Origin of the sequence: Streptomyces sp. CY-1, assembly GCF_047218265.1 — a bacterium.
Classification (GTDB): domain Bacteria; phylum Actinomycetota; class Actinomycetes; order Streptomycetales; family Streptomycetaceae; genus Streptomyces; species Streptomyces niphimycinicus.
Genome location: NZ_CP178393.1, coordinates 3,583,654 through 3,604,253, shown reverse-complemented (window position 1 = coordinate 3,604,253; position 20,600 = coordinate 3,583,654). Strand labels below are relative to the sequence as shown.

At 72.4% G+C, this 20,600-nt stretch carries 15 protein-coding genes and 2 pseudogenes; 3 read left to right on the top strand and 14 right to left on the bottom strand.

Annotated elements, in window-relative coordinates; genetic code table 11:
* Window positions 1–20: 20 nt before the first annotated feature.
* Window positions 21–1,403 carry an MFS transporter gene (locus ACK1X7_RS15575; RefSeq protein WP_385144892.1) on the bottom strand — a complete coding sequence of 461 codons (1,383 nt, stop codon included), beginning with the start codon at window positions 1,401–1,403 and terminating at the stop codon, window positions 21–23.
* A 142-nt stretch (window positions 1,404–1,545) separates the two neighbouring features.
* Between ACK1X7_RS15575 and ACK1X7_RS15570 the strand changes: the two genes are divergently transcribed.
* Window positions 1,546–2,772 (top strand): CaiB/BaiF CoA transferase family protein, encoded by a 1,227-nt coding sequence (locus ACK1X7_RS15570; RefSeq protein ID WP_413115206.1) that lies wholly within the window; start codon window positions 1,546–1,548, stop codon window positions 2,770–2,772.
* Complete coding sequence (locus ACK1X7_RS15565) at window positions 2,769–3,731, top strand: citryl-CoA lyase (protein WP_413115205.1); 963 nt, start codon at window positions 2,769–2,771, stop codon at window positions 3,729–3,731. Before ACK1X7_RS15570 ends, ACK1X7_RS15565 begins: the two co-directional genes overlap by 4 nt.
* Window positions 3,732–3,734: 3 nt before the next feature.
* Here the strand turns inward: ACK1X7_RS15565 and ACK1X7_RS15560 are convergent, their stop codons facing one another.
* The 12 genes and pseudogenes from ACK1X7_RS15560 to ACK1X7_RS15505 all read right to left on the bottom strand — a co-directional run bounded on the left by ACK1X7_RS15560 (window position 3,735) and on the right by ACK1X7_RS15505 (window position 18,902).
* A complete protein-coding gene (locus ACK1X7_RS15560; protein ID WP_385144898.1) occupies window positions 3,735–4,505 on the bottom strand; it encodes an IclR family transcriptional regulator in 771 nt (256 codons plus the stop codon).
* A gap of 70 nt (window positions 4,506–4,575) precedes the next feature.
* Window positions 4,576–4,947: pseudogene (locus tag ACK1X7_RS15555) on the bottom strand (DUF2267 domain-containing protein); the annotation flags it as partial.
* Window positions 4,948–5,160: 213 nt separating this feature from the next.
* Window positions 5,161–7,031: pseudogene (locus tag ACK1X7_RS15550) on the bottom strand (FAD-dependent oxidoreductase); the annotation flags it as partial.
* Window positions 6,995–7,258 carry a UBP-type zinc finger domain-containing protein gene (locus ACK1X7_RS15545; RefSeq protein ID WP_361499938.1) on the bottom strand — a complete coding sequence of 88 codons (264 nt, stop codon included), beginning with the start codon at window positions 7,256–7,258 and terminating at the stop codon, window positions 6,995–6,997. The gene ACK1X7_RS15545 and the pseudogene ACK1X7_RS15550, both read right to left, overlap by 37 nt.
* 42 nt (window positions 7,259–7,300) lie before the next feature.
* Entirely contained in the window at window positions 7,301–9,943 is a 2,643-nt protein-coding gene (clpB, locus tag ACK1X7_RS15540; protein WP_413115204.1) for an ATP-dependent chaperone ClpB, read from the bottom strand.
* Entirely contained in the window at window positions 9,934–10,302 is a 369-nt protein-coding gene (locus ACK1X7_RS15535) for a chaperone modulator CbpM (RefSeq protein ID WP_413115203.1), read from the bottom strand. The genes clpB and ACK1X7_RS15535 overlap by 10 nt, the downstream gene beginning before the upstream one ends.
* Entirely contained in the window at window positions 10,299–11,273 is a 975-nt protein-coding gene (locus ACK1X7_RS15530) for a DnaJ C-terminal domain-containing protein (protein ID WP_413115202.1), read from the bottom strand. The genes ACK1X7_RS15535 and ACK1X7_RS15530 overlap by 4 nt, the downstream gene beginning before the upstream one ends.
* A 7-nt stretch (window positions 11,274–11,280) precedes the next feature.
* Complete coding sequence (locus ACK1X7_RS15525; protein WP_413115201.1) at window positions 11,281–11,886, bottom strand: nucleotide exchange factor GrpE; 606 nt, start codon at window positions 11,884–11,886, stop codon at window positions 11,281–11,283.
* A 98-nt stretch (window positions 11,887–11,984) separates the two neighbouring features.
* The gene (gene dnaK / locus ACK1X7_RS15520) at window positions 11,985–13,916 is read right to left on the bottom strand and encodes a molecular chaperone DnaK (protein ID WP_413115200.1); all 1,932 of its coding nucleotides are present in this window, start codon (window positions 13,914–13,916) and stop codon (window positions 11,985–11,987) included.
* A gap of 173 nt (window positions 13,917–14,089) precedes the next feature.
* The gene (locus ACK1X7_RS15515) at window positions 14,090–16,558 is read right to left on the bottom strand and encodes a SpoIIE family protein phosphatase (protein ID WP_385152778.1); all 2,469 of its coding nucleotides are present in this window, start codon (window positions 16,556–16,558) and stop codon (window positions 14,090–14,092) included.
* 19 nt (window positions 16,559–16,577) lie between these two features.
* Window positions 16,578–17,780 carry a PP2C family protein-serine/threonine phosphatase gene (locus tag ACK1X7_RS15510; RefSeq protein ID WP_413115199.1) on the bottom strand — a complete coding sequence of 401 codons (1,203 nt, stop codon included), beginning with the start codon at window positions 17,778–17,780 and terminating at the stop codon, window positions 16,578–16,580.
* 42 nt (window positions 17,781–17,822) lie between these two features.
* Window positions 17,823–18,902 carry a DMT family transporter gene (locus ACK1X7_RS15505; RefSeq protein WP_390795446.1) on the bottom strand — a complete coding sequence of 360 codons (1,080 nt, stop codon included), beginning with the start codon at window positions 18,900–18,902 and terminating at the stop codon, window positions 17,823–17,825.
* A 173-nt stretch (window positions 18,903–19,075) separates the two neighbouring features.
* On the opposite strand from ACK1X7_RS15505, the gene ACK1X7_RS15500 reads away from it, so the two are divergent.
* A complete protein-coding gene (locus ACK1X7_RS15500; RefSeq protein ID WP_385152769.1) occupies window positions 19,076–19,696 on the top strand; it encodes a TetR/AcrR family transcriptional regulator in 621 nt (206 codons plus the stop codon).
* Between the two features lie 29 nt (window positions 19,697–19,725).
* On the opposite strand, the gene ACK1X7_RS15495 is transcribed toward ACK1X7_RS15500, so the two are convergent.
* Window positions 19,726–20,565 carry a glycosyltransferase family 2 protein gene (locus ACK1X7_RS15495; RefSeq protein WP_385152782.1) on the bottom strand — a complete coding sequence of 280 codons (840 nt, stop codon included), beginning with the start codon at window positions 20,563–20,565 and terminating at the stop codon, window positions 19,726–19,728.
* Window positions 20,566–20,600: the final 35 nt, after the last annotated feature.

Sequence of the window (20,600 nt, the reverse complement as noted above, 5' to 3'; positions counted from 1 at the left end):
CCCGGCGGCGCGCACGGGCGTCACCGTGCCGTCTGGACGTCCTGCTTCCGCGCGCCCGTCTCCTCGGTCGGTTCGGCGCCCCCGCGGGTCTCCCGCGCCAGTGCCACCGTGACCACGGTGAGCGCGCTCATCAGGGCGATGAAGACGACCACGCCCGTGACGCTGTGGTCGAACCAGAGCAGCAGTGCGGACGCGAGCATCGGGGCGAGGCCGCCGGTGAGCACGGTGCCGATGTTGTTGGCGATGCCGACCGCGCTGAACCGGACCGTGGTGTCGAAGAGTTCGGCGAAGAAGGCGGGCTGGGAGCCGAGGACGGCGGACTGGCCGATGCCCAGGGTGATGAAGAGCGCGAGCCAGATGCCCCAGGTGTGTCCGCCGTCGATCACCGCGAAGAACGGCCAGGCGGCGGCCAGCAGCACCAGGGCTCCGCCGATCGAGACCGGGCGGCGGCCGATGCGGTCGGAGAGCGCGCCGAAGGCGGGCACCGTCACCAGTTTCACGGCCGCGACCAGCGAGATGCCGGTGAGGAGTGCGCTGGTCGACAGGCCGCGGTCCTCGGCGTAGGTGACCGAGAAGGTGCCGAAGACGTAGTAGCCCGCGTTCTCGGCGGCGCCCGCGCCGATCACGATGAGCATCTCCTTGGGGTAGCGGCGCCAGGCGGCGACGCAGCGGCTTTCGGCGATCCGCTGCCGCAGCGGGCGCGGCGGCGTCGCGCCCGCTCCCTGGACCTGCTGGACCTGCTGGAACTCGGCGGTCTCCGGCAGCGAGCGGCGCACCCAGAGGCCGAAGAAGGTCAGCCCCGCGCTGAGCAGGAAGGGGATCCGCCAGCCCCAGGCGAGGAAGGCGTCCTCGGACAGCAGCCCGGTGGTGAGCGCGAAGGCGCCGGTGGACAGGAGGGTGCCGGTGCCGGTGCCGATCGCGGGCAGTGAGGTGAGCAGACCGCGCCACTTGGGCGGGGCGTTCTCGAAGAGGATGATCAGCGCGCCGGTCTTCTCGCCGCCCGCGGCGAAGCCCTGGACGAAGCGGAGCAGGGTCAGCAGCACCGGCGCGGCGACGCCGATCTGCGCATGGGTGGGCAGCAGTCCGATGGCCGTGGTGGCGAGCCCCATCATCAGCAGGGTGGCCACCAGTACGCCCTTACGGCCCTGGGTGTCGCCCCGCTCGCCGAAGTAGGCGCCGCCCAGGGGCCGGGCGAGGAAGCCGATGGCGAAGGTGCCGTAGGCGAGGACCGTGCCGACCAGCGGATCGCTGTCCGGGAAGTAGACCTTGTTGAAGACCAGGGCGGCCGCGGTGCCGTAGAGGGCGAAGTCGTACCACTCCACCGTGGTGCCGAAGACGGCGGCGAGGGCGACCTTGGGCTGGAAGACCGGCCTTCTGGTGGCGGAACTGCCGGTTTGCGTCATGGGGACTCCCTTGTCACCGTGGATCGAATGGATCGAGTACCACTGTGTGGTTCGCTTGTGCCGCTTGGTGGTTCGGTGATGTTATGGAGGCACACACCCCATGGCAAGGGGTCACGCCCTGATTCGCGCTGGAGGTCAGCCCTTGAGCACGCCCGCCCCCGCCGCCCCACCACCCCTGCTCGACGGCATCCGGGTCCTGGATCTGACCAATGTCCTGGCCGGGCCCTTCGCCGGATATCAGCTCGCCCTGCACGGCGCCGACGTCCTCAAGGTCGAGCTGCCGGGGGCCGGGGACCTGGCGCGCCAACTGGGCGCCGACCGGCAGCTCGGCGAGGATCTGCTGGGCGCGTCGTTCCTCGCCCAGAATGCCGGTAAGCGTTCGCTGACCCTGAACCTCAAGGAGGAGAAGGGGCGCGAGGCCCTGCTGCGCGCGGTGCGGGAGTCCGATGTCCTCCTCGAGAACTTCCGCCCCGGGGTGATGGACCGCCTGGGCGTCGGCCGGGAAGTCCTCATGCGGGAGAACCCGCGGCTGATCTACTGCGCCGTCTCCGGCTTCGGCCAGACCGGACCGCTGCGCGCCCGGCCCGCCTACGACCAGATCGTGCAGGGCCTCTCCGGCATGATGAGCGTGACCGGCACCCCCGAGGTCAGCCCGCTGCGCGCCGGGTTCCCGGTCGCCGACACGCTGGGCGGCATGGCCGCCGCCTTCGCCGTGGCGGCGGCGCTGGTGCGCCGGGAGCGCACCGGGAGCGGCGCGTATCTGGACGTCTCCATGCTGGAGGCCGCGCTCACCGCGATGGGCTGGGTGACCTCCAACTATCTGATCACCGGCCGCCCGCCGCGCCCCATGGGCAACGAGAACTTCACCGCCGCGCCGTCGGGGACGTTCCGCACCGCGGACGGATACCTCAACATCGCGGCCAACCGCCAGCAGCAGTTCGCCACCCTGTGCCGCCTCATCGGCCGTGCGGAACTGCTGGCGGACGAGCGGTTCGCGCATCCCGCGGACCGCAAGGCCCACCGCGACGAGCTGCGCGCCGAGATCGAGAAGGGGCTGGTCGAGCGGACCGCCGGGGAGTGGGAGGAGGTCCTCGCCGACGCCGGGGTGCCGGCCGCGCGGGTGCTGTCCGTACCCGACGCGCTGGGCCTGGAGCAGCTCGCGGAACGGGACTTCGTCCGCACACTGCCCTTCCCGGACGGACGCGAGCGCGAGCTGCGCGTCCTGGGCAGCCCGTTCCGGGTCGACGGCGAATCGGCGGCCGCCACCGCCCCGCCACCGCTGCTGGGCCAGCACACCGAGCAGGTCCTGGCGGAACTCGGCTACAGCCCCGAGGAGATCGACGCGATGAAGGAGTGTGGCGCGATATGACCCGCCGGTCCGGAGATCAGGAGGCCGAGACGGCTCCCCAGGACGTCACGGCTCCCCGGGACGTCACGGCTCCCCGGGACGTCATTGATTCGCGGGAGGTCACCGACTGGTGGGCCACCGCCGTCAGCCGCATCCGGCCCGGCGAGATCCTGCTGCGCGGCTACCCCGTCGAGCAGTTGATCGGCCAGATGTCCTTCGCCGAGACCATCTGGCTGATGCTGCGTGGCGAGCTGCCCACCCGGACCCAGGGCCGGTTGCTGGAGGCCGCGCTCGTCGCCGCCGTCGACCACGGGCCCCAGGCCCCGTCGATCGCCGCCGCCCGGATGGCGGCCACCTGCGGTGTGGGCCTGAACAACGCGGTGGCCACCGGGGTGAACCTCCTGGGGGACGTCCACGGCGGGGCCGGTCAGCAGTGCATGCGGGTGCTGGCCGAGCTGGAACGGGCCGTGGCCGAGGGGGCGGACGTCGACGACGCCGCGAAGGACCTGGTGGCGGAGTACCGTGCCGCGGGCTCCCATATCCCCGGATTCGGCCACCGGTTCCACCCGTACGACCCGCGCCGCACCCCGCTGCTCGACCTGGTGGGCGCGGCGGTGGCGGACGGTGCGGCGCCGGGCTGGGCGCTGCGCGCCGGGACGGCCCTGGAGCGGGCGCTGGCGGAGGGACGCAGCCGTCCCGTGCCGATGAACATCGATGGCGCCACCGCCATCGTCTACCGCGAACTCGGCTTTCCGCCCGAGCTGGGACGCGGGCTGTTCGTGCTCTCCCGCAGCGTGGGCATCCTCTCCCACGCCTGGGAGGAGAAGTCCGGTGGGGCCAGGATCAAGGGCCCCATTCCCCGGCGGCTGCTGCCCTCCTACGAGGGCCCGGCCCCCCGGGACCTCATCCGGCCGGAGGGAGAGAAGGGCGGGGAGAACGGGGAGGGCGAGGAAGGCACAGGGCGCGCGGATGGCGCGTGAGCGTCAGCCGCTCTCGCCGAGGAACCGCAGCTCCGACAGCCGCCTCGCGGCCTCCGCCAGCGCCGGGCGGAACGACTCGACGCGCTCCTCGGTGAAGCGGCTGGTGGGGCCGCCGAGCCCCACCGCGGCGACGACCTGCCCGGCCGCGTCGGTGACGGGGGCGGCCACGGCGGACACCCCGTCCTCGCGCTCGCCGTGGCTGACCGCCCAGCCCCGCTGCGCGGCCAGGCGCGCCCGTTCGGCCAGGTCGGAGGTGAAGTCGGGGTCGCGCCCGGCGGCCGAGGCCACCCGGCTCAGGGTCCGGGGCGAGCCGCCGATGAGCAGGACATGCCCGGAGGCACCGGCCCACAGGGGCATCTCCTCGCCGATGCGCACCACATGGCGCAGTTGCTGGGTGCCCTCGTGCTGGGCCACGCACACCCGGGAGGCCCCCTGGCGGATGTAGATCCGCGAGGACTCGCCGCCGGACCGTACCGAGAGGACGCGCAGGCACTCCACCGCCTCCGGGGGCAGCCGCCAGGCGTCCTGGGCGAGCGACGCCCAGCGCAGCAGGCCCGCACCGGGGGTGAGCCGGCCGTCCCCCCGGCTCCACAGCAGCCCGCGCTGTTCCAGCGTGGCCACCAGCCGGACCACGGTGGACTTGGCCAGTCCGGTGGCGTCGGTCAACTCCCGTACGCTGCGGGAGCGGTGGGACTCGTCGAACAGGGCGAGCAGATCCAGTGCGCGCAGTACACTCCGTACTCCCTCGCCGCCCTCTCCGGCTGCCGTCCCCATCGCCCGTCCTCCTCGCCGCACCACAGGTGAAACCATCTAACGGTGCGACAGTACCACCAGGTGGTTCACGCTAGGCCGGGATGACGGTGACCAGGTCGGCGGGCATCCGGGCCCGCAGATCGTCCCACTCGCCCTCGCTGATATGGCGCTGGAGGGTCTCCAGGACGGTGTGCACGAGCTGCTCGACATCGCCCTGGATCGAGTACGGGAAGTCGTGCCGGATCCGCCGGTAGAACTCCTCGCTGTGCATCTTCACCGGCGTCTCCGCCGGTCTCCACCCCTCGTAGTAGATGCCGCGCACCAGCATCGGAAGCTGCGCGCCGAACTGGACGGCCTCGTCCACCGTCAGCCGGTCCCGCAACTGGTGCAGGACCGTGCGCAGGGCGGCGTAGGACTGTTTGCGGCGCTCCTTGGGCCAGCCGTACGCGTCCTCGATCTCCTTGAGGAGCCGGTTGGTCTTGTCGACCGTCGTGTCGAAGGAGGCAAAGCCTGTGGCAACCATGGTGTTCGTCCTCCGGTCGGGGGGTCGGATGGAGCGGCCGCGCGGGTGGTGCGGCCGCGCAGGGGAAGCGGATATGTGCGGATCACACCCCGGCGCCGCGGACCGGCCGGACGGGGCCGGAGCGGCGCCGCTCGGGTGGGTGGGGCCGCTCGGGTGGGGAGCGCCGCTCGATTGGGTGGCGCCGCTCGGATGGGTGGGCACGGCGGCGGTGCGGGCGAGGCGGTCATGGACGTGGTGGATGGCCATCGCCCCCTCGCCGGCCGCCGAGGCCACCCGCTTGACCGAGCCGCTGCGCACATCACCGGCGGCGAAGACCCCCGGCAGCGTGGTCTCCAGGCTCAGACAGCCGCGGCCGGGGCCCTCCCGGACGCTGTGGGCCGCCCGGGCCTCGGCCTCGTCGCCGGTGAGTACGAAACCCCGGTCGTCCAGGGCCAGGACGCCGGTCAGCCAGTCGGTGCAGGGCTTGGCCCCGATGAAGACGAACAGGGCGCAGGCGTCCAGGGTGCGGCGTTCCCCGGTGCGGCGGTGCGCCACCACGATCGTCCGCAGCGCGTCCTCGCCGCGCACCTCGCGCAGCTCGCTGTCCAGCACCACGCTCACCCGCGGATGGCGCTCGATCTGGTCGACCAGATAGCGGGACATCCGGGCGCCCAGGTCCGAGCCCCTGACCAGCAGATGCACCCGGGGAACCCATTCGGCGAGGAAGAGCGACGCCTGGCCCGCGGAGTTGCCGCCGCCGACCACGGCGACGGGGGCCGCGCCGCACTGCCGCGCCTCGTAGACGGTGGCCGCGTAGTAGACGCTCGTCCGCTCCAGCCGCTCCATCCCGGGGACGTCGAGGCGGCGGTAATGGGCGCCGGTGGCCAGGACGACGGTACGGCACAGCGTTTCGCTGCCGTCGGCGAAGGTGACGCGGTAGTGGCCGTGGCCCGGTTCGAGGGAGGTCGCCTCCGCCGGGATCCGCACCTGCGTCCCGAATTTGCGCGCCTGGAGCATGCCCCGCTCGGCGAGTTCCGCGCCGGGGATCCCGGCCGGGAAGCCGAAGTAGTTCTCGATCAGGGACGTGGTGCCCGCCTGGCCGCCGGGGGCCACCGTGTCCACGACCGTGGTGGTCAGCCCGTCGGAGGAGCCGTAGACGGCGGCGGCGATCCCGGCCGGGCCGGAGCCGACGACCAGCAGATCGCAGTGGCTGTGCGGGGCCATCGGCGGAGAGAGGCCGATGAGCTGGGCCAGTTCGGCGTTGCCGGGGTTGCGCAGTACGTGGTGCTCGCGCCAGATGATGATCGGGGTGTCCTCCGGGCCGACCGACAGGCGGCGCAGCAGCGCCTCGGCCTCCTGGTCCGCCTCCAGGTCGATCCAGCGGTGCGGCAGCCGGTTGCGGGCCGCGAACTCGCGCAGCCGCCGGGTGTCGGGCGAGTAGCGCGAGCCGAGGATGCGAAAGCCGACGCCGCCCCCGACCAACTGGGCGCGGCGGCCCAGATAGGCGCGGAGGACGAGGTTGCCGAGGCAGGGGTCACGGGCCAGCAGCGCCCGCAGCCGGTCCACCGGGAGGGCCAGCACCTCCCCGGCCTCCTGGGCATGGGCGGTGTAGAAGGCCACCTGCCCCTGGAGCAGGCTCAGTTCGCCGAGGAAGCGCCCCGGGCCGTGCACCCTCAGGAGCTCCTCGTCCGGGGTGCCGCGATGCGCGGTGATCGCGACCGAGCCGCTGAGGACGACGAAGAAGTCCGGGGGCGGGCCGCCGTCGTGGATGAGCACCTCACCGGGCACCACGGAGCGGCGGGTGCCGTGCCGGGAGAGATAGGCGATCTGCTCGTCCGTCAGCCGCGGATAGGCGCCGTAGATATCCGGCGTCTCGTCCGGTACGGCTTCCTCCGGTACGGCTCCCTCGGGTACGGCCTCCTCCGGTACGGCCTCCTCCGGTACGGCCTCCTCCGGTACGGCCTCCTCCGGTACGGCGCCCCGGGGCCGGTCCTCGTCCGTCATCACATCAGACCATGGCCTCGTGGGCGTAGCACCACCGCCAGGTCTCGCCCGCTTCCATGGGCTGGACGATCGGGTGCTGTTCGGCGTACGCGTGCGAACGGGCGTGCTTGAGCGGCGAGGAGTCGCAGCACCCGACGTGTCCGCAGGTCAGACAGAGCCGCAGATGGACCCAGGGGGACCCCAGGCGCAGGCACTCCTCGCACCCCTCGGGGGTGCTCGGGGTGACGTCGTGCACCATCGACAGGTGCGGATCGGGCTCGATGGCCATGGCGTTCATCCTTTCTGGCGGGGGTCCGGCTCGGCATCGTTCTCACGCGGCCTTTCCGAGTCCCGCGATCTCCGGCTGCCGTTCGTAGGTGACGACAAGTTCGCCGTGTTGGGCGTCGACCTTGACGGTGGCGCCTTCCTCGACATCGCCGCGCAGCAGGGCGCGGCCGATGAGGGTCTCGACTTCGTGGGAGATGAAGCGGCGCAGTGGGCGGGCCCCGTAGACCGGGTCGTAGCCCTCGTGGGCGATGACCTCGCGGCCGGCCGGGGTCAGCTCGACGGCGATCAGGCGCTCGGCCAGCCGCTTGCGCAACTCGTCGAACTGAAGCTCCACGATCCGCTCGATCTGGGGCTCGCCGAGCGGCTTGAACAGCACGATGTCATCGACCCGGTTGAGGAACTCGGGGCGGAAGTGGCCGCGCAGCTCGCTCATCACCAGGCCCCGGGCGTCCGGCTTGAGCTCGCCGTCGGAGGTGACGCCGTCCAGCAGATACATCGAGCCGATGTTGGAGGTCATGATGATCACGGTGTTGCGGAAGTCCACCGTCCGCCCCTGGGCGTCGGTGATCCGGCCGTCGTCCAGGACCTGGAGCAGGGTGTTGAAGACATCGGCGTGCGCCTTCTCGATCTCGTCGAAGAGCACCACCGAGTACGGCTTGCGCCGCACCGCCTCGGTGAGCTGGCCGCCCTCCTCGTAGCCGATGTATCCGGGAGGGGCGCCGACCAGCCGGCTGACGGTGTGCCGCTCCTGGTACTCGCTCATGTCCAGGCGGATGATGTTCTCCTCGGTGTCGAAGAGCGCGGCGGCCAGCGCCTTGGCCAGTTCGGTCTTTCCGACGCCGGTGGGGCCGAGGAAGATGAACGAGCCGATCGGGCGGCGCGGGTCCCGGATGCCCGAGCGGGCCCGGATGATGGCGTCGGAGACCAGCTTGACCGCCTCGTCCTGGCCGATCACCCGCTCCTGGAGGATCTCGTCCAGGCGCAGCAGCTTCTCCCGTTCGCCCTCCTGGAGCCGGGAGACCGGGATGCCGGTCCAGGCGGAGACGATGTCGGCGATCTCCTCCTCGGTGACCACCTCGCGCAGCAGCCGGTGCGCGCCTTGCTTGGCGGCCAGTTGCTCCTCTTCGGCGGCCAGTTTGCGCTCAAGCTCCTGGAGTCTGCCGTAGCGCAGTTCGGCGGCGCGGTTGAGGTCGTAGGCGCGCTCGGCCTCCTCGGCCTCGCGGCGCACCTCCTCCAGCTCCCGGCGCAGGTCCTGCACCCGGCGGATGGACTGCCGCTCGGCTTCCCACTGGGCGTGCTTGGCGTCGGCCTCGGCGCGCAGATCGGCCAGTTCGCGGCGGAGTTCGTGCAGGCGCTGGCGGCTGGCCGGGTCGGTCTCCTTGGAGAGCGCGGCCTCCTCGATCTCCAGCCGGGTGACCCGGCGGGTGGTCTCGTCCAGTTCGGCGGGCATGGAGTCGATCTCGGTACGCAGCCGGGCGCATGCCTCGTCCACCAGGTCGATGGCCTTGTCCGGCAGGAACCGGTCGCTGATGTAGCGGTGGCTGAGGGTGGCGGCGGAGACCAGGGCGGTGTCCTGGATCTTGACGCCGTGGAAGACCTCGAGACGCTCGCGCAGGCCCCGCAGGATGGAGATGGTGTCCTCCACGCTGGGCTCGTCCACCAGCACCATCTGGAAACGGCGCTCCAGCGCGGCGTCCTTCTCGATGTGCTTGCGGTACTCGTCCAGGGTGGTGGCGCCGATCATGTGCAGCTCACCGCGGGCCAGCATCGGCTTGAGCATGTTCCCGGCGTCCATGGCGCCCTCGGCGGCCCCGGCGCCGACCACGGTGTGCAGCTCGTCCACGAACAGCAGGATCCGGCCCTGGGCGGAGTTGACCTCGGTGAGCACGGCCTTGAGCCGCTCCTCGAACTCCCCGCGGTACTTCGCGCCGGCCACCAGGGAGCCCATGTCCAGGGCGAAGATGGTCTTCTCCCGCAGCCCCTCGGGAACGTCGCCGCGGACGATGCGCTGGGCCAGGCTCTCCACGATGGCGGTCTTGCCGACGCCGGGATCGCCGATGAGCACCGGGTTGTTCTTCGTCTTGCGGCTGAGGATCTGGGTCACCCGGCGGATCTCGGCATCCCGGCCGATCACCGGGTCCAGCTTGCCCGAACGGGCCTCCAGCACCAGATCCCGGCCGTACTTCTCCAGCGCCTCGTACGCCACCTCGGGGTTGGCGGAGGTGACCCGCTGACTGCCACGGACCTGGGTGAGCGCGCCCAGGAACGACTCCTTGGTGATGCCGTGCTCCTTGAGCACCCGCCCGGCCGCGGTGGCGGACCCCTCCTCGGTGAGCGCCAGCACCAGATGCTCCACCGACACGTACTCGTCCTTCAGCCGCTTGGCCTCCTGCTCGGCGGCATCCAGCAACTGGGACAACCGCTGGGTGGCGAAGACCTGCCCCGGTGCGGCCCCGGGGCCGGTGACCCTGGGCTTGCGGGCCACCTCGGCCTCCAGCATGGTGCGCACCGCCTCCGGATCGGCGCCCACCTGGCCGACCAGCCGGGGCGTCAGCCCGTCGGGCTGGTCCAGGAGGGCCAGCAGCAGATGCTCGCCGTCGACCTCGGTATGCCCGAACCGCATCGCAGTGGTCTGGGCGTTCTGGAGGGCTTCCTGGGACTTCTGGGTGAGGCGGTTCATGTCCATGGCGGTTCTTCACTCCTCGCGCCACTGCGGCGCAGTGCGGCTTCGAGCAGGCTGATGCGGTCGAGCAGATCGAGCACCAGACCGATGGAGGCGTAGTTGAGGCAGAGCCCGGTGTGCAGCCGCTCGACGCGGCCCAACGCCGCCGGAGCACCCGGGGCGAACACCAGCCGCCCCGCGGCGTCGCGCTCCGCGTCGACCAGGCCGAGAGCGACGAAGCGCCGGATCAGTTCGGGGTGCAGCCCGGTGCGGCTGGCCACGGTCTCCAGCGAGAGCCTGCGGGCGGGCACCAGCTCGTAGTGGACGGACGTCACGGGCGCGTACCGGGTGACCGTGACGGTTCCTCGTGCGTGGCTGCTCATCGCTCCCTCCTGGGGTCGAAGGAGGAGGTACGGCCCAGCTCCTCGAACAGCTCCCGCTCCCGGTCGCCGAGGCCGGGCGGCACCATGACACGGATCTCGGCGTACAGATCGCCGTCGGGCCCGCGCCGGTCCCGCATCCCCTCACCGCGCAGCCGCAGCTTGCGGCCGCTGGAGGACCCGGGCGGGACCGTCACCTTGGCGGTGCCGCCGGGCGTGGGCACCGGGACGGTCGCGCCGAGCGCGGCCTCCCAGGGGGCCACCGGGAGCGTCACATGGATGTTCCGGCCGTCCAGCCGGAACCGCGGATGGGGCTGGATCCGCACCCGTAGATACAGATCCCCGGCCGGTGCGTCACCGGTGCCCCGGCCGCCCTGCCCGGCCAGCCGGATGCGCTGCCCGTCCACGACGCCCGGCGGGACGTTCACCTCAAAGCTGCGCTGCCGCCCCGAGGCCCCGGCCAGGGTGACGCCGCGGCGGCCACCGTGGAAGGCGTCCTCCACGGTGAGCGGCAGCTCCGCCTCCTGATCAGCCCCCGGGATATCCACCCGGCCTCCGCCTCGGCCCCCCGCGCCGCCGCCGAAGAACGCGCCGAACAGATCCTCGAAGTCCACTCCGCCGCCCCCGGCGTCCTCGCCGAAGCCACGGACGAACCGCACCCGGTCCCCGTCCCCGGAGGTCGTCCAGCCGCGGAATCCGCCCCCTCCGCCGCCCGCGGTACCGGCACCGACCCGCTCCTCCCAGTCCTCGGGAACCTTGCGGAAGTCCTCGCCGAACCGGTCATAGCGGACACGGGTGGCAGGGTCGGAGAGCACACTGTAGGCGTCGTTGAGCTCCTTGAACCGCTCCTCCGCGCCCGGGTCCTTGTTCACATCGGGATGATGACGGCGGGCCTGGGTGCGGAACGCCTGCTGGATCTCGTCCTGGCCCGCACCCCGTGAGACACCGAGCACCTCGTAGTAATCCCGTGCCATGGCCGGCTCACTCCCGCTTCGCCACGGCCACGGCCACCGGCCTGAGTTGGTTGCCGGGATCCCCGTAACCGGGGCGCAGGACCTGGACCACGGTGCCCGGTTCCGCCTCCGGGTCCTCGACCACGCCCACCACCTCGTGCCGGGCCGGGTCGAACGGCACGCCCGTCTCGGCCCGCCGCTCGTAGCCCAACTGGGCCAGAGTGTTCACGGCCTGGTCGCGGATGGCCTTGACGCCCTCCACGATCGAGCCGGGGTCCGCCTCGGCGTGGGACAGGGCGAGTTCGAGGTTGTCGATGACGGGCAGCAGAGCCGCCGCCGTACGGGCCCGCTCGGCGGCCCGCTCCCGCTCCAGCTCCCTGGTGTGGCGCTTGCGCAGATTCTCCAGATCGGCCAGGGCCCGGCGCCAGCGGTCGTCCAGCTCCGCCAGCACGGCCGCCTGCTCGCCGGATTCGGTGTCGGCGAGGCCGCCGGCCGCGTCCGGGCCGGGGCCCTCCCCGCCCGCGCCGGGCGCCTCCACGGCGCCCGGGGCGGGCAGGTCCCGCTCCGGCTCCGGCTCCGGCTCCGTCACGGCGCCCTCCGGCACCGGTTCGGGCTGCTGCGGTTGAGTGGACATGGCGGCCTCTCCGTCAGCCTTCCTCTGCCTTCCTCTGCCTTCCTCTGCCTTCCTCTGCCTTCGCCGTATCGGCCGGGTCAGTCGTACGGGGCCTTCGGTCAGCCCTTGTCGAAGTCGGCGTCGATGACGTCCTCATCACCTCCACCTCCACCGCCCCCGGCCCCGGTGTCCTGGGCACCGCCCGCCCCGGACCCACCGGCCGCGCCGCCCGGACCGGCACCGGCACCGGCACCGGCCGTCTCATGGGCGGCCAGACCCGCGTAGACCTGCTGGAGCTCGGAGAGCAACGGCCTGGTCCGGTCGACACCGGCCTCGTTCCTGACCGCCTCGCGGGCGTCGTTGACCAGCAGCTCGGCACGCGACCGCTCATGAGAGGGCACCGCCTCACCCAGGCCGGTCAGGCGCTTTTCGACCTGGTAGGCGATGGCGTCCAGCTCATTGCGCGCGTCCACGGCCTCGCGCAGCGCCTGGTCCTCACCGCGGTTGCGCTCGGCCTCCTGGACCATCCGCTCGACCTCCCCGCGATCCAGATTGCCGGTCTCACTGATCTGGACGGACTGCTCCTTGCCGGTGTCCTGGTCCCGCGCCGTGACGTTCAGGATCCCGTTGGCGTCGATATCGAAGGTCACCTCCACCTGCGGCTCACCACGCGCCGCCGGACGGATGCCGGTCAACTGGAAGCGGCCGAGCACCCGGTTGTCAGCGGCCCGCTCCCGCTCGCCCTGGAGAATCACGATATCGACGGCCTGCTGGTTGTCCTCGGCCGTCGAGAACGTCTCGGTGCGCCGCACCGGGATCGTGGTGTTCCGGTCGATGATCTTCGTCATGACACCGCCACGGGTCTCCACACCCAGCGACAGCGGGGTGACATCGAGCAGCAGAACGTCCTTGACCTCGCCCTTGAGCACCCCGGCCTGGATCGCGGCGCCCAGGGCCACGACCTCGTCGGGGTTGACACTCATATTGGGCTCCTTACCGCCGGTCAGCCGGCGGACCAGGGCCTGCACGGCCGGGATCCGGGTCGAGCCCCCGACCAGGATCACCTCGTCGATATCCATCTCGCCCGCCTTGGCGTCGGCCATGGCCTGCCGCACCGGACCCAGACAACGCTCCACCAGATCGGCGGTCAGGTGCTCGAAGGTGGACCGCATCACGGTCTCGGTCAGATGCTTGGGACCGGCGGCGTCCGCCGTGATGAACGGCAGACTGACCTGGGTCCGGGTCACCGAACTCAGCTCGGTCTTGGCCTTCTCCGCGGCCTCGAAGAGCCGCTGGAGCGCCTGCGGGTCCTGCCGCAGGTCGATGCCGTTGTCCTGATGGAACTTGTCGGCGAGATGATCGACCAGCCGGCGGTCGAAGTCATCGCCGCCCAGATGACTGTCACCCGCGGTGGAACGGACCTCCACCACCCCGTCCCCGACGTCCAGGACCGACACGTCGAAAGTGCCACCGCCCAGATCGAAGACCAGGACGGTCTCATGGCCCTTCTTGTCCAGACCGTAGGCGAGAGCGGCCGCAGTCGGCTCGTTGATGATCCGCAGCACGCTCAGCCCGGCGATCTCACCGGCGTCCTTGGTGGCACTGCGCTGGGCGTCGTTGAAGTACGCGGGCACCGTGATGACCGCCTCGCTCACCCGCCCGCCGAGCTGCTTCCCGGCGTCGTCGGCCAGCTTGCGCAGCACCTGGGCGCTGATCTCCTCCGGCGAATACAGCTTCTCGCGCACGCTGAAACGGGCCAGGCCCTGCTCGTCCGGAACGACGTCGTAGGCCACCGCCATGGCCTCACCCGACACCTCGTCGTAGTGCCGGCCGATGAACCGCTTGGCCGAGTAGATGGTGCCCTTGGGATTGAGAATCGCCTGACGCCGCGCCAACTGCCCCACCAGCCGTTCACCGGTATCCGTGAAAGCCACCACCGACGGCGTGGTACGGCTCCCCTCGGAATTCGGAACAACCGAGGACTCACCCCCCTCCCACACCGCGATCACCGAATTGGTGGTGCCCAGGTCGATTCCGACTGCCTTGGCCATGGCAACTCCTTCCGGGGCGGCCGCGGGCCGCACTCAGCGCCCGGTCGACCGCGGAAGCGGGATCGGTTAGCAGGCCCTCTAGACAAAGGGTGACAAATCAGACCGCTGTCGGTCCAGCGCCCGGGGGTCGAATATCGGCGTCCCGAGTGCACCCACGGGACAGGGGCCCGTGGTCAGTGCGGGGAGAGATCCTGCTCGACCCAGATCGTCTTGCCGTCCGTGCCCTGCCGGGTGCCCCAGCGCGTCGCCATCTGGGCGACCAGCATCAGACCGCGGCCGCCCTCGTCGAAGACCCGGGCCCGGCGCAGATGGGGCGCGGTGCTGTTGGCGTCGGAGACCTCGCAGATGAGGCCGCGGTCGCGGATCAGCCGCAGCCGGATGGGCGGGCGGCCGTAGCGGATCGCGTTGGTGACCAGTTCGCTGACGATCAGCTCGGTGGTGAAGAGCGTCTCCTCAAGCCCCCAGGCCAGCAGTTGCCCGGTGGTGTTCCGGCGGGCCTCGGCGACGGCGGCCGGGTCCGCCGGGATGTCCCAGGTGGTGACCCGGTCGGCGGGAAGCGGCCGGGCGCGGGCGAGGAGCAGCGCGATGTCGTCGTCGGGACTGACCGGGAGCAGGGCCCGCAGGACGTTGTCGCAGAGCGCCTCCAGGGACGGGGCGGGCCGGCTCAGGACCTCGCGCAGGGTCTCCAGCCCCTCGCCGATCTCGCGGTCCCGGCCGTCGATCAGGCCGTTGGTGTACAGGGCGAGCAGACTGCCCTCGGGCAGCTCCGTCTCCATGACCTCGAACGGCAGCCCGCCCAGCCCCAGCGGCGGACCGATGGGCAGATCGAGCGGATCGGCGGCGCCCTCCGGGCCGACCACCAGCGGTGCGGGATGGCCCGCCGCGGCGATGGCGCAGTGGTGGGAGACCGGGTCGTAGACCGCGTACACACAGGTGGCGCCGAACGGCCCGAAGCTCTCCGGCTTCTGGTCCGCGGACAGCCGGGTGACCAGGTCGTCGAGATGAGTCAGCAGCTCACCGGGCGGCAGATCGATATCGGCCAGAATGCGCACGGCGGAGCGCAGTCGCCCCATGGTGGCGGCCGCCTCGACGCCACGGCCCACGACATCGCCGACCACCACGGCGGCGCGGGCGCCGGACAGCGGCATCGCGTCGAACCAGTCGCCGCCCACCCCGGCCCAGGCACCCGAGGGCAGATAGCGCGAGGCGACCTCCAGCGCCGTCAGATCGGGCAGCTCCCGCGGCAGCAGGCTGCGCTGCAAGGTCTCGGCCGTCATGCGTTCCCGCAGATAGCGGCGGGCGTTGTCGACACAGACGGCCGCCCGTGCGGTGAGTTCCTCGGCCAGCATCGTGTCGTCCTCGGTGAAGGGCGCCGCTGTGCGGTGGCGGGCGAAGAGGGCCGTGCCGAGGGTGACCCCGCGGGCCCGCATCGGCGCCACGATCACCGAATGCGCCCCGTGCTCGCGGATCCGGGCGGCCCGGCCGGGGTCCTTGGCCTCCCAGCCCGCCAGCAGGTGCTCGGTCACCTGGTGCCGCGCGGCCCGGCCCTCGATCAGGCACGTCGCCGTGGGGGAGTGCTGGGGATGTGTGGCCAGGTCCCCGATGTCGACCAGCGCCTCCGGGGCGCCCTTCAGGACGGACCGGTGGGCCGCGCGCCGCAGGGTGATGGGCTCGCGCAGCGGCCCGGCCGGGGGCTCGTCGCCCCGGTGGAGGAAGGTGAGCAGATCGACGCTGGCGAAGTCGGCGAGCCGGGGGACCGCCACCTCGGCCAGCTCCCGGGCGATCCGGTCCAGGTCCAGGGTGCTGTCCAGCCGCGCCCCCGCCTCGCTGAGCAGCAGCAGCCGCTGCCGGGCCTCCTGCTCGGCGGTGGTGTCGCGGGCCGCGAAGCATACGCCGCACAGCCCGCCGGACCGGTCGGTCAGCGGGGCCAGGGAGACCGACCAGGCGTGCTCATGGCTCTCGCCCGGCTCCCGCAGATGTGTCTCCAGTTCGAGCCGTTCGCGGCTCTTCAGCACCTCCCGCATGGCCCGCTCGACCCGCTCGCTCTCGCCGTGGCCCACCAGCTCCGTCAGCCGCAGCCCGCGCATCTGGTCCTCGCTGCGGGCGGTGGCGGCCTGCATATCGGCGTTGGCCCGCGACAGCCGCAGCTCGGTGTCGAAGAGTGCCAGGACGCAGGGGCACTGGGCGAACGCGCGGTCCACCGGCGCGCCCCGCTCTTGGGGGAGCGAATCCCGGGGGAGCGGCTTATGGGGGAGCGACTCATGGGGGAGCGGCTCCCGGGGCGCGGCGCAGACCAGCAGCCAGCCCGCGGATCCATCGCCCACCGGGCCACGCTGGGCCAGCAGCTCGACCTCCACCCGATGCCCGTCCCGGTGGCACAGCGCGACCCGTCCGCTCCACCGGGGCTCGTCCGCCGGGCACGGCCCGGCGCCGCCCGCGGCGTCCCCGAGCGCCTTCTCCGCGCGCAGCTCGCCCGCCGCCCGCCCTACGACATCCTCGGCGCGATAGCCCAGCAGCCGCCGGGCGCCCTCGCTCCACCCGGTCACCACGCCGTGGTCGTCGACCGTGGCCGTGGCCAGGTCGGGGGCGCCGGGCGGGGGGTCCGGCCGGACGCGGCGGGTGGCGGGGTCGGGGGGCGTCATCGGATATCGCCTCGACGGCTCAGGGATCCGGCGGTCGCCACTCGATCATCAAAATCGTGGCGTCGTCGCTGAGTTGGCTGTGCCCGTGGTCGAGGATGGCGTGGATGAGCAGCCGGAGCACCTCGGGGGCGTTCTCCCCGGCAGCCGTCGAGCGGATGATGTGGTCGGCGAAGCGCTCCAGGCCGAACTGCTCGCCTCCCTCGTCGCGCGACTCCACGACCCCGTCGGTGTACAGCAGAATCCGGTCGCCGGGCTCCAGGGCCGTCTCATGGATCCGGCGGGGCGCCGCCGACAGCCGCGGGGGCAGCCCCAGTGGCGGTTCGGCGGCGCGCTCCAGCTCCCTGTCCAGCAGCCGCCGGCGGCGGATGACCAGCGGGGTGGGATGGCCGCAGTTGGACCAGCGCAGCGCCCCGCTCGGCATGTGCAGCCGGAGGAAGACGCCCGTGCAGAACTGGTCCGGAAGCCATTTGGCCAGGGCCTCGTCCACGGTGGTGACCAGCTCCGCCAGGTCGGCGCCGATGCGCCGGGCGTTGCGGCTGCCCGCCATCGCCACGGAGGTGGTCAGCCCGGACGCCAGATCGTGGCCCATGGCGTCGAGGATCGTGGCGTGCAGCACGTCCTCGGTGAACGAATGGTCGAAGGCATCGCCGCCCAGCTCGTACGCGGGCTCCAGAACGGCCGTCGAGATCACCCGGCCGGTGCCGATCGAGCGTGGCGGGAGGAAGGCCCGCACCATCTCGGTGGGCAGCTCCATGGACCGGGTCCGGGTGCGCCGGGCGAAGGTGTCGATGGAGGTGCGCTTGGACGTGATGACCAGGGAGAGGAGCGAGGCCAGCGTCCGGCAGCGCCAGAGCGTGAGCGCGTCCAGGAAGTCCATCCGCAGCTTCAGCACGCCCAGCCGCTCCGCGCCGTTCATCAGCGGCAGCCAGACGTCCAGCCCGCCCTCGTTGTCCTCCTTGACCCGCACCGTGCTGGTCCGGTAGGCGAATCCGGCCAGCGAGTCGTCGAGGTCCAGCCGCGGTACGTCCTCGTCGAGCGGGATCAGCAGCCGCTGCTGGAGGTCGATCAGGAAGATGACCGCATGGCCCATGCGCATGGCCGTGGTGTAGCGGTCCAGGGCTCCCGGCAGCTCCGCGGGTGAAGCCTCGTGGGACGCCCGGAGCAGCTCGTCCAGCGACTGCTCAGCGGTCTCGGCCGAGGTCGACACACTCGCGTCCACCATGCGGTCCACCTTACGGCGGCGGAGCGACCGGCGCCGTGACGATCACGGGGGCGTGGGCACCGGCTCCCGCGCCGACTCGCGCACGGGTTCCCGAACCGGCTCCCGCACGGTTTCCCGAACCGGTTCCCGCATGGGTTCCAGGGTGACGGTGGCGGGCTCGCGCAGGGTCTCATCGGATGCGCGGCTCCCCGGTACGGCCGCCTCGCGTGCGGAAGCCCGCCGTACGGTCGCGGCGGCCTCCCGTACGGCCACGGCGTCCCCGCGCACATCCGCGCCCGGATGGGGCGCCCGGGAGAGCAGGACCACCCCGCGGGCCGCCGCCGCCGCGCCCGCGGCGGCCAGGGCCCAGCCCGCCGGACCGCCCCGGAAGCGCTCGTCCAGCAGGACGATCCCGATGGCGGCGGCCGCCACCGGGTTGGCGAGGGTCAGAGTGGCGAGGGGTGCGCCGAGGCCGCTGCCGTAGGCGCTCTGGGCCAGCAGCAGACCGCTCACCGCGAAGACCGCGACCAGGACGGCCACGATCACGGTCCGCCAGGACACCAGGGCCGCCCCCGGGACGCGGGAGTCGGCGAGCGCGACCGTGAGGGTCTGGGTGAGCGCCGAGGCGACGCCCGAGGCGACCCCGGACGCGGTGGCGTACCGCAGACCCCGGCCCGAGGCCCCGCGCCCGGTGCGCCCCGGCCGGACGCACAGCGCGATGAACACCAGCACGACGCCCGCGAGTCCGACCGCCTGCGGCAGGCTGAGCGTGTCGCGCGGGGTCTCCCCGGCGGTGACCGGCAGCAGGGCGCCGAGGCCGATCAGCGCGAGGGCCACGCCCCGCCACTCGTTCCGGGCCACCCGCCGCCCCGCGAGCCGCGCGCCCAGCGGGACGGCCGCGACCAGGGTCAGCGCGCCGAGCGGCTGGACCAGGGTGAGCGGTCCGTACCGCAGCGCGGCCACATGCAGCAGGGCACCGCTGGAGTTGAGGCCGACCGCGCCCCACCAGGCGCCGCGCAGCAGCAGCCCCGGCATGCGGCCCGGGCGCCCGCCGGCGGCCAGCCGCTCCTGGGCCACCGCGGCGGTCGCGTAGGCGACGGCCGAGGCGAGCGCGAGCGCTACGGCTATGACGGTCGGGTTCATCCACCGTGCCTTCCTCTGGGCGCCCATCTGCCTGGCGCCATCGGCACACAAACGTATCGATACGAGAGTGTACCGGTTCGGAGCTGTATCGGTACATGGGTGTATCGGTACGCCGATGTGTCGGTACACTGCGTGGTCGGGGGGCCGGAGTCCGGTGACCGAGGAGGAGAGCCATGGCGACGCAAGGCCCGGAGACGGCCGCGCCGCAGCGCCGTTCCAAGATCAGCCCCGAGCGGGAGCAGGAGTTCTACCAGGCGGTCCTCGATCTGCTCCAGGAGGGCGGCTACGAGGCCCTCACCATCGAGGCGGTCGCCGCCCGCACCCGCGCCAGCCGCTCCACCCTCTACCGGCAGTGGTGCAGCAAGCCCCAGCTCGTCGTCGCCGCGCTGCGCTCCTGCAAGCGCCCCTTCGCGCTGGAGGGCATCGACACCGGCTCCCTCGCGGGCGATCTGCGCGCCGTCGCGGCCGCGGTGGGGGAGGCGGGGGAGGAGTGCGGCGGTGACACGGCGCTGGTGTACGCCGTCGGGCACGCCGCGCTCCAGGACCCCGATCTGCTCCAGGCGCTGCGCGCCGCGCTGATCGAGCACGAGGTGAAGACGATCCAGGCGATGGTCCGCCGGGGCGTGGAGCGCGGCGAGGTGGCCGCGGACAATCCCGCCGTCGAGTTCGTCCCCACCCAGCTCATCGGCGCGATGCGGGTCCGCCATCTGCTGGAGGGCCGGTTCGCCGACCGCGGCTATCTGACGCGCTTCCTCGAGGCGTCGGTCTTCCCCGCCCTCGGGCTGGCCCCGTAGGACCGTCGGCCCTTCAGGCCGTCACCTCGTCAGATCACGGGCGGGCGGCCCAGCTTGGTCATCCGCCACACCGTGCGCCAGCGCATCGGGCGGCGCCTGCCGCAGGAGGTGCGCAGGCCCTCCAGGAAGCCGCCCGCCCAGGCCCGCAGCCCGGTCAGGGAGCGGGTGCGGGCGAGCGTGAGCAGTGTCCAGGTGCCGAGGTAGAGCGGGATCAGCGGCAGCGGCAGATGGCGGCGGGCCAGCCAGACCCGGTTGCGGGCGGTCATCCGGTGGTAGACGGCGTGCCGGGCGGGGGACGTCTTGGGGTGCTGGAGCAGCAGTTCGGGGGCGTAGAGGACCTTCCAGCGCGCGTCGAGCGCCCGCCAGGCGAGGTCGGTCTCCTCATGGGTGAAGAAGAACGCGTCCGGCCAGCCGCCGATCTGCTCCAGCATCGCCACCGACAGGGCGTGGCCGCCGCCGAGGAAGGTGGTCACCTCGCCGCCGCGCATCGGATCGGAGGCGCGCAGCCGGGGTACATGGCGGCGCTGGGTCTCACCCGTCTCGTCGGCGATGCGGAAGCTCACGATGCCCAGGCGCGGGTCCTCGGCGTACAGATCGCGGACCCTGCGGAAGACGTCGGCGTCCACCAGCAGCCCGTCGTCGTCGAGGTCGATGACGACGTCCACGTCGCCGAAGTCGCGCAGCCGCCGCCAGGCGACGTTACGGCCGCCCGAGACGCCGAGGTTCTCCGCCAGCTCGACCGCGGTCACCTCGGCGGGGAACTCCGGGAGCGGGGAGCCGTTGCCGACGACCACGATGCGGGCCGGGGCCACGTCCTGCTTCGCGACCGACTCCAGCAGGGCGGCCACCTCTCTGGGCCGGTTGCCCATGGTCAGGACGGCGATACCCAGGCGTGGTTCGGAGG

Coding starts and splice junctions, on each gene's coding strand:
- ACK1X7_RS15510 (WP_413115199.1), bottom strand. CDS start 17,780: ATGGTGGACGCGAGTGTGTCGACCTCGGCCGAGACCGCTGAGCAGTCG.
- ACK1X7_RS15500 (WP_385152769.1), top strand. CDS start 19,076: ATGGCGACGCAAGGCCCGGAGACGGCCGCGCCGCAGCGCCGTTCCAAG.
- ACK1X7_RS15525 (WP_413115201.1), bottom strand. CDS start 11,886: ATGTCCACTCAACCGCAGCAGCCCGAACCGGTGCCGGAGGGCGCCGTG.
- ACK1X7_RS15505 (WP_390795446.1), bottom strand. CDS start 18,902: ATGAACCCGACCGTCATAGCCGTAGCGCTCGCGCTCGCCTCGGCCGTC.
- ACK1X7_RS15545 (WP_361499938.1), bottom strand. CDS start 7,258: ATGGCCATCGAGCCCGATCCGCACCTGTCGATGGTGCACGACGTCACC.
- ACK1X7_RS15495 (WP_385152782.1), bottom strand. CDS start 20,565: ATGGGCAACCGGCCCAGAGAGGTGGCCGCCCTGCTGGAGTCGGTCGCG.
- ACK1X7_RS15560 (WP_385144898.1), bottom strand. CDS start 4,505: ATGGGGACGGCAGCCGGAGAGGGCGGCGAGGGAGTACGGAGTGTACTG.
- ACK1X7_RS15515 (WP_385152778.1), bottom strand. CDS start 16,558: ATGACGCCCCCCGACCCCGCCACCCGCCGCGTCCGGCCGGACCCCCCG.
- clpB (WP_413115204.1), bottom strand. CDS start 9,943: ATGGACATGAACCGCCTCACCCAGAAGTCCCAGGAAGCCCTCCAGAAC.
- dnaK (WP_413115200.1), bottom strand. CDS start 13,916: ATGGCCAAGGCAGTCGGAATCGACCTGGGCACCACCAATTCGGTGATC.
- ACK1X7_RS15565 (WP_413115205.1), top strand. CDS start 2,769: ATGACCCGCCGGTCCGGAGATCAGGAGGCCGAGACGGCTCCCCAGGAC.
- ACK1X7_RS15535 (WP_413115203.1), bottom strand. CDS start 10,302: ATGAGCAGCCACGCACGAGGAACCGTCACGGTCACCCGGTACGCGCCC.
- ACK1X7_RS15575 (WP_385144892.1), bottom strand. CDS start 1,403: ATGACGCAAACCGGCAGTTCCGCCACCAGAAGGCCGGTCTTCCAGCCC.
- ACK1X7_RS15530 (WP_413115202.1), bottom strand. CDS start 11,273: ATGGCACGGGATTACTACGAGGTGCTCGGTGTCTCACGGGGTGCGGGC.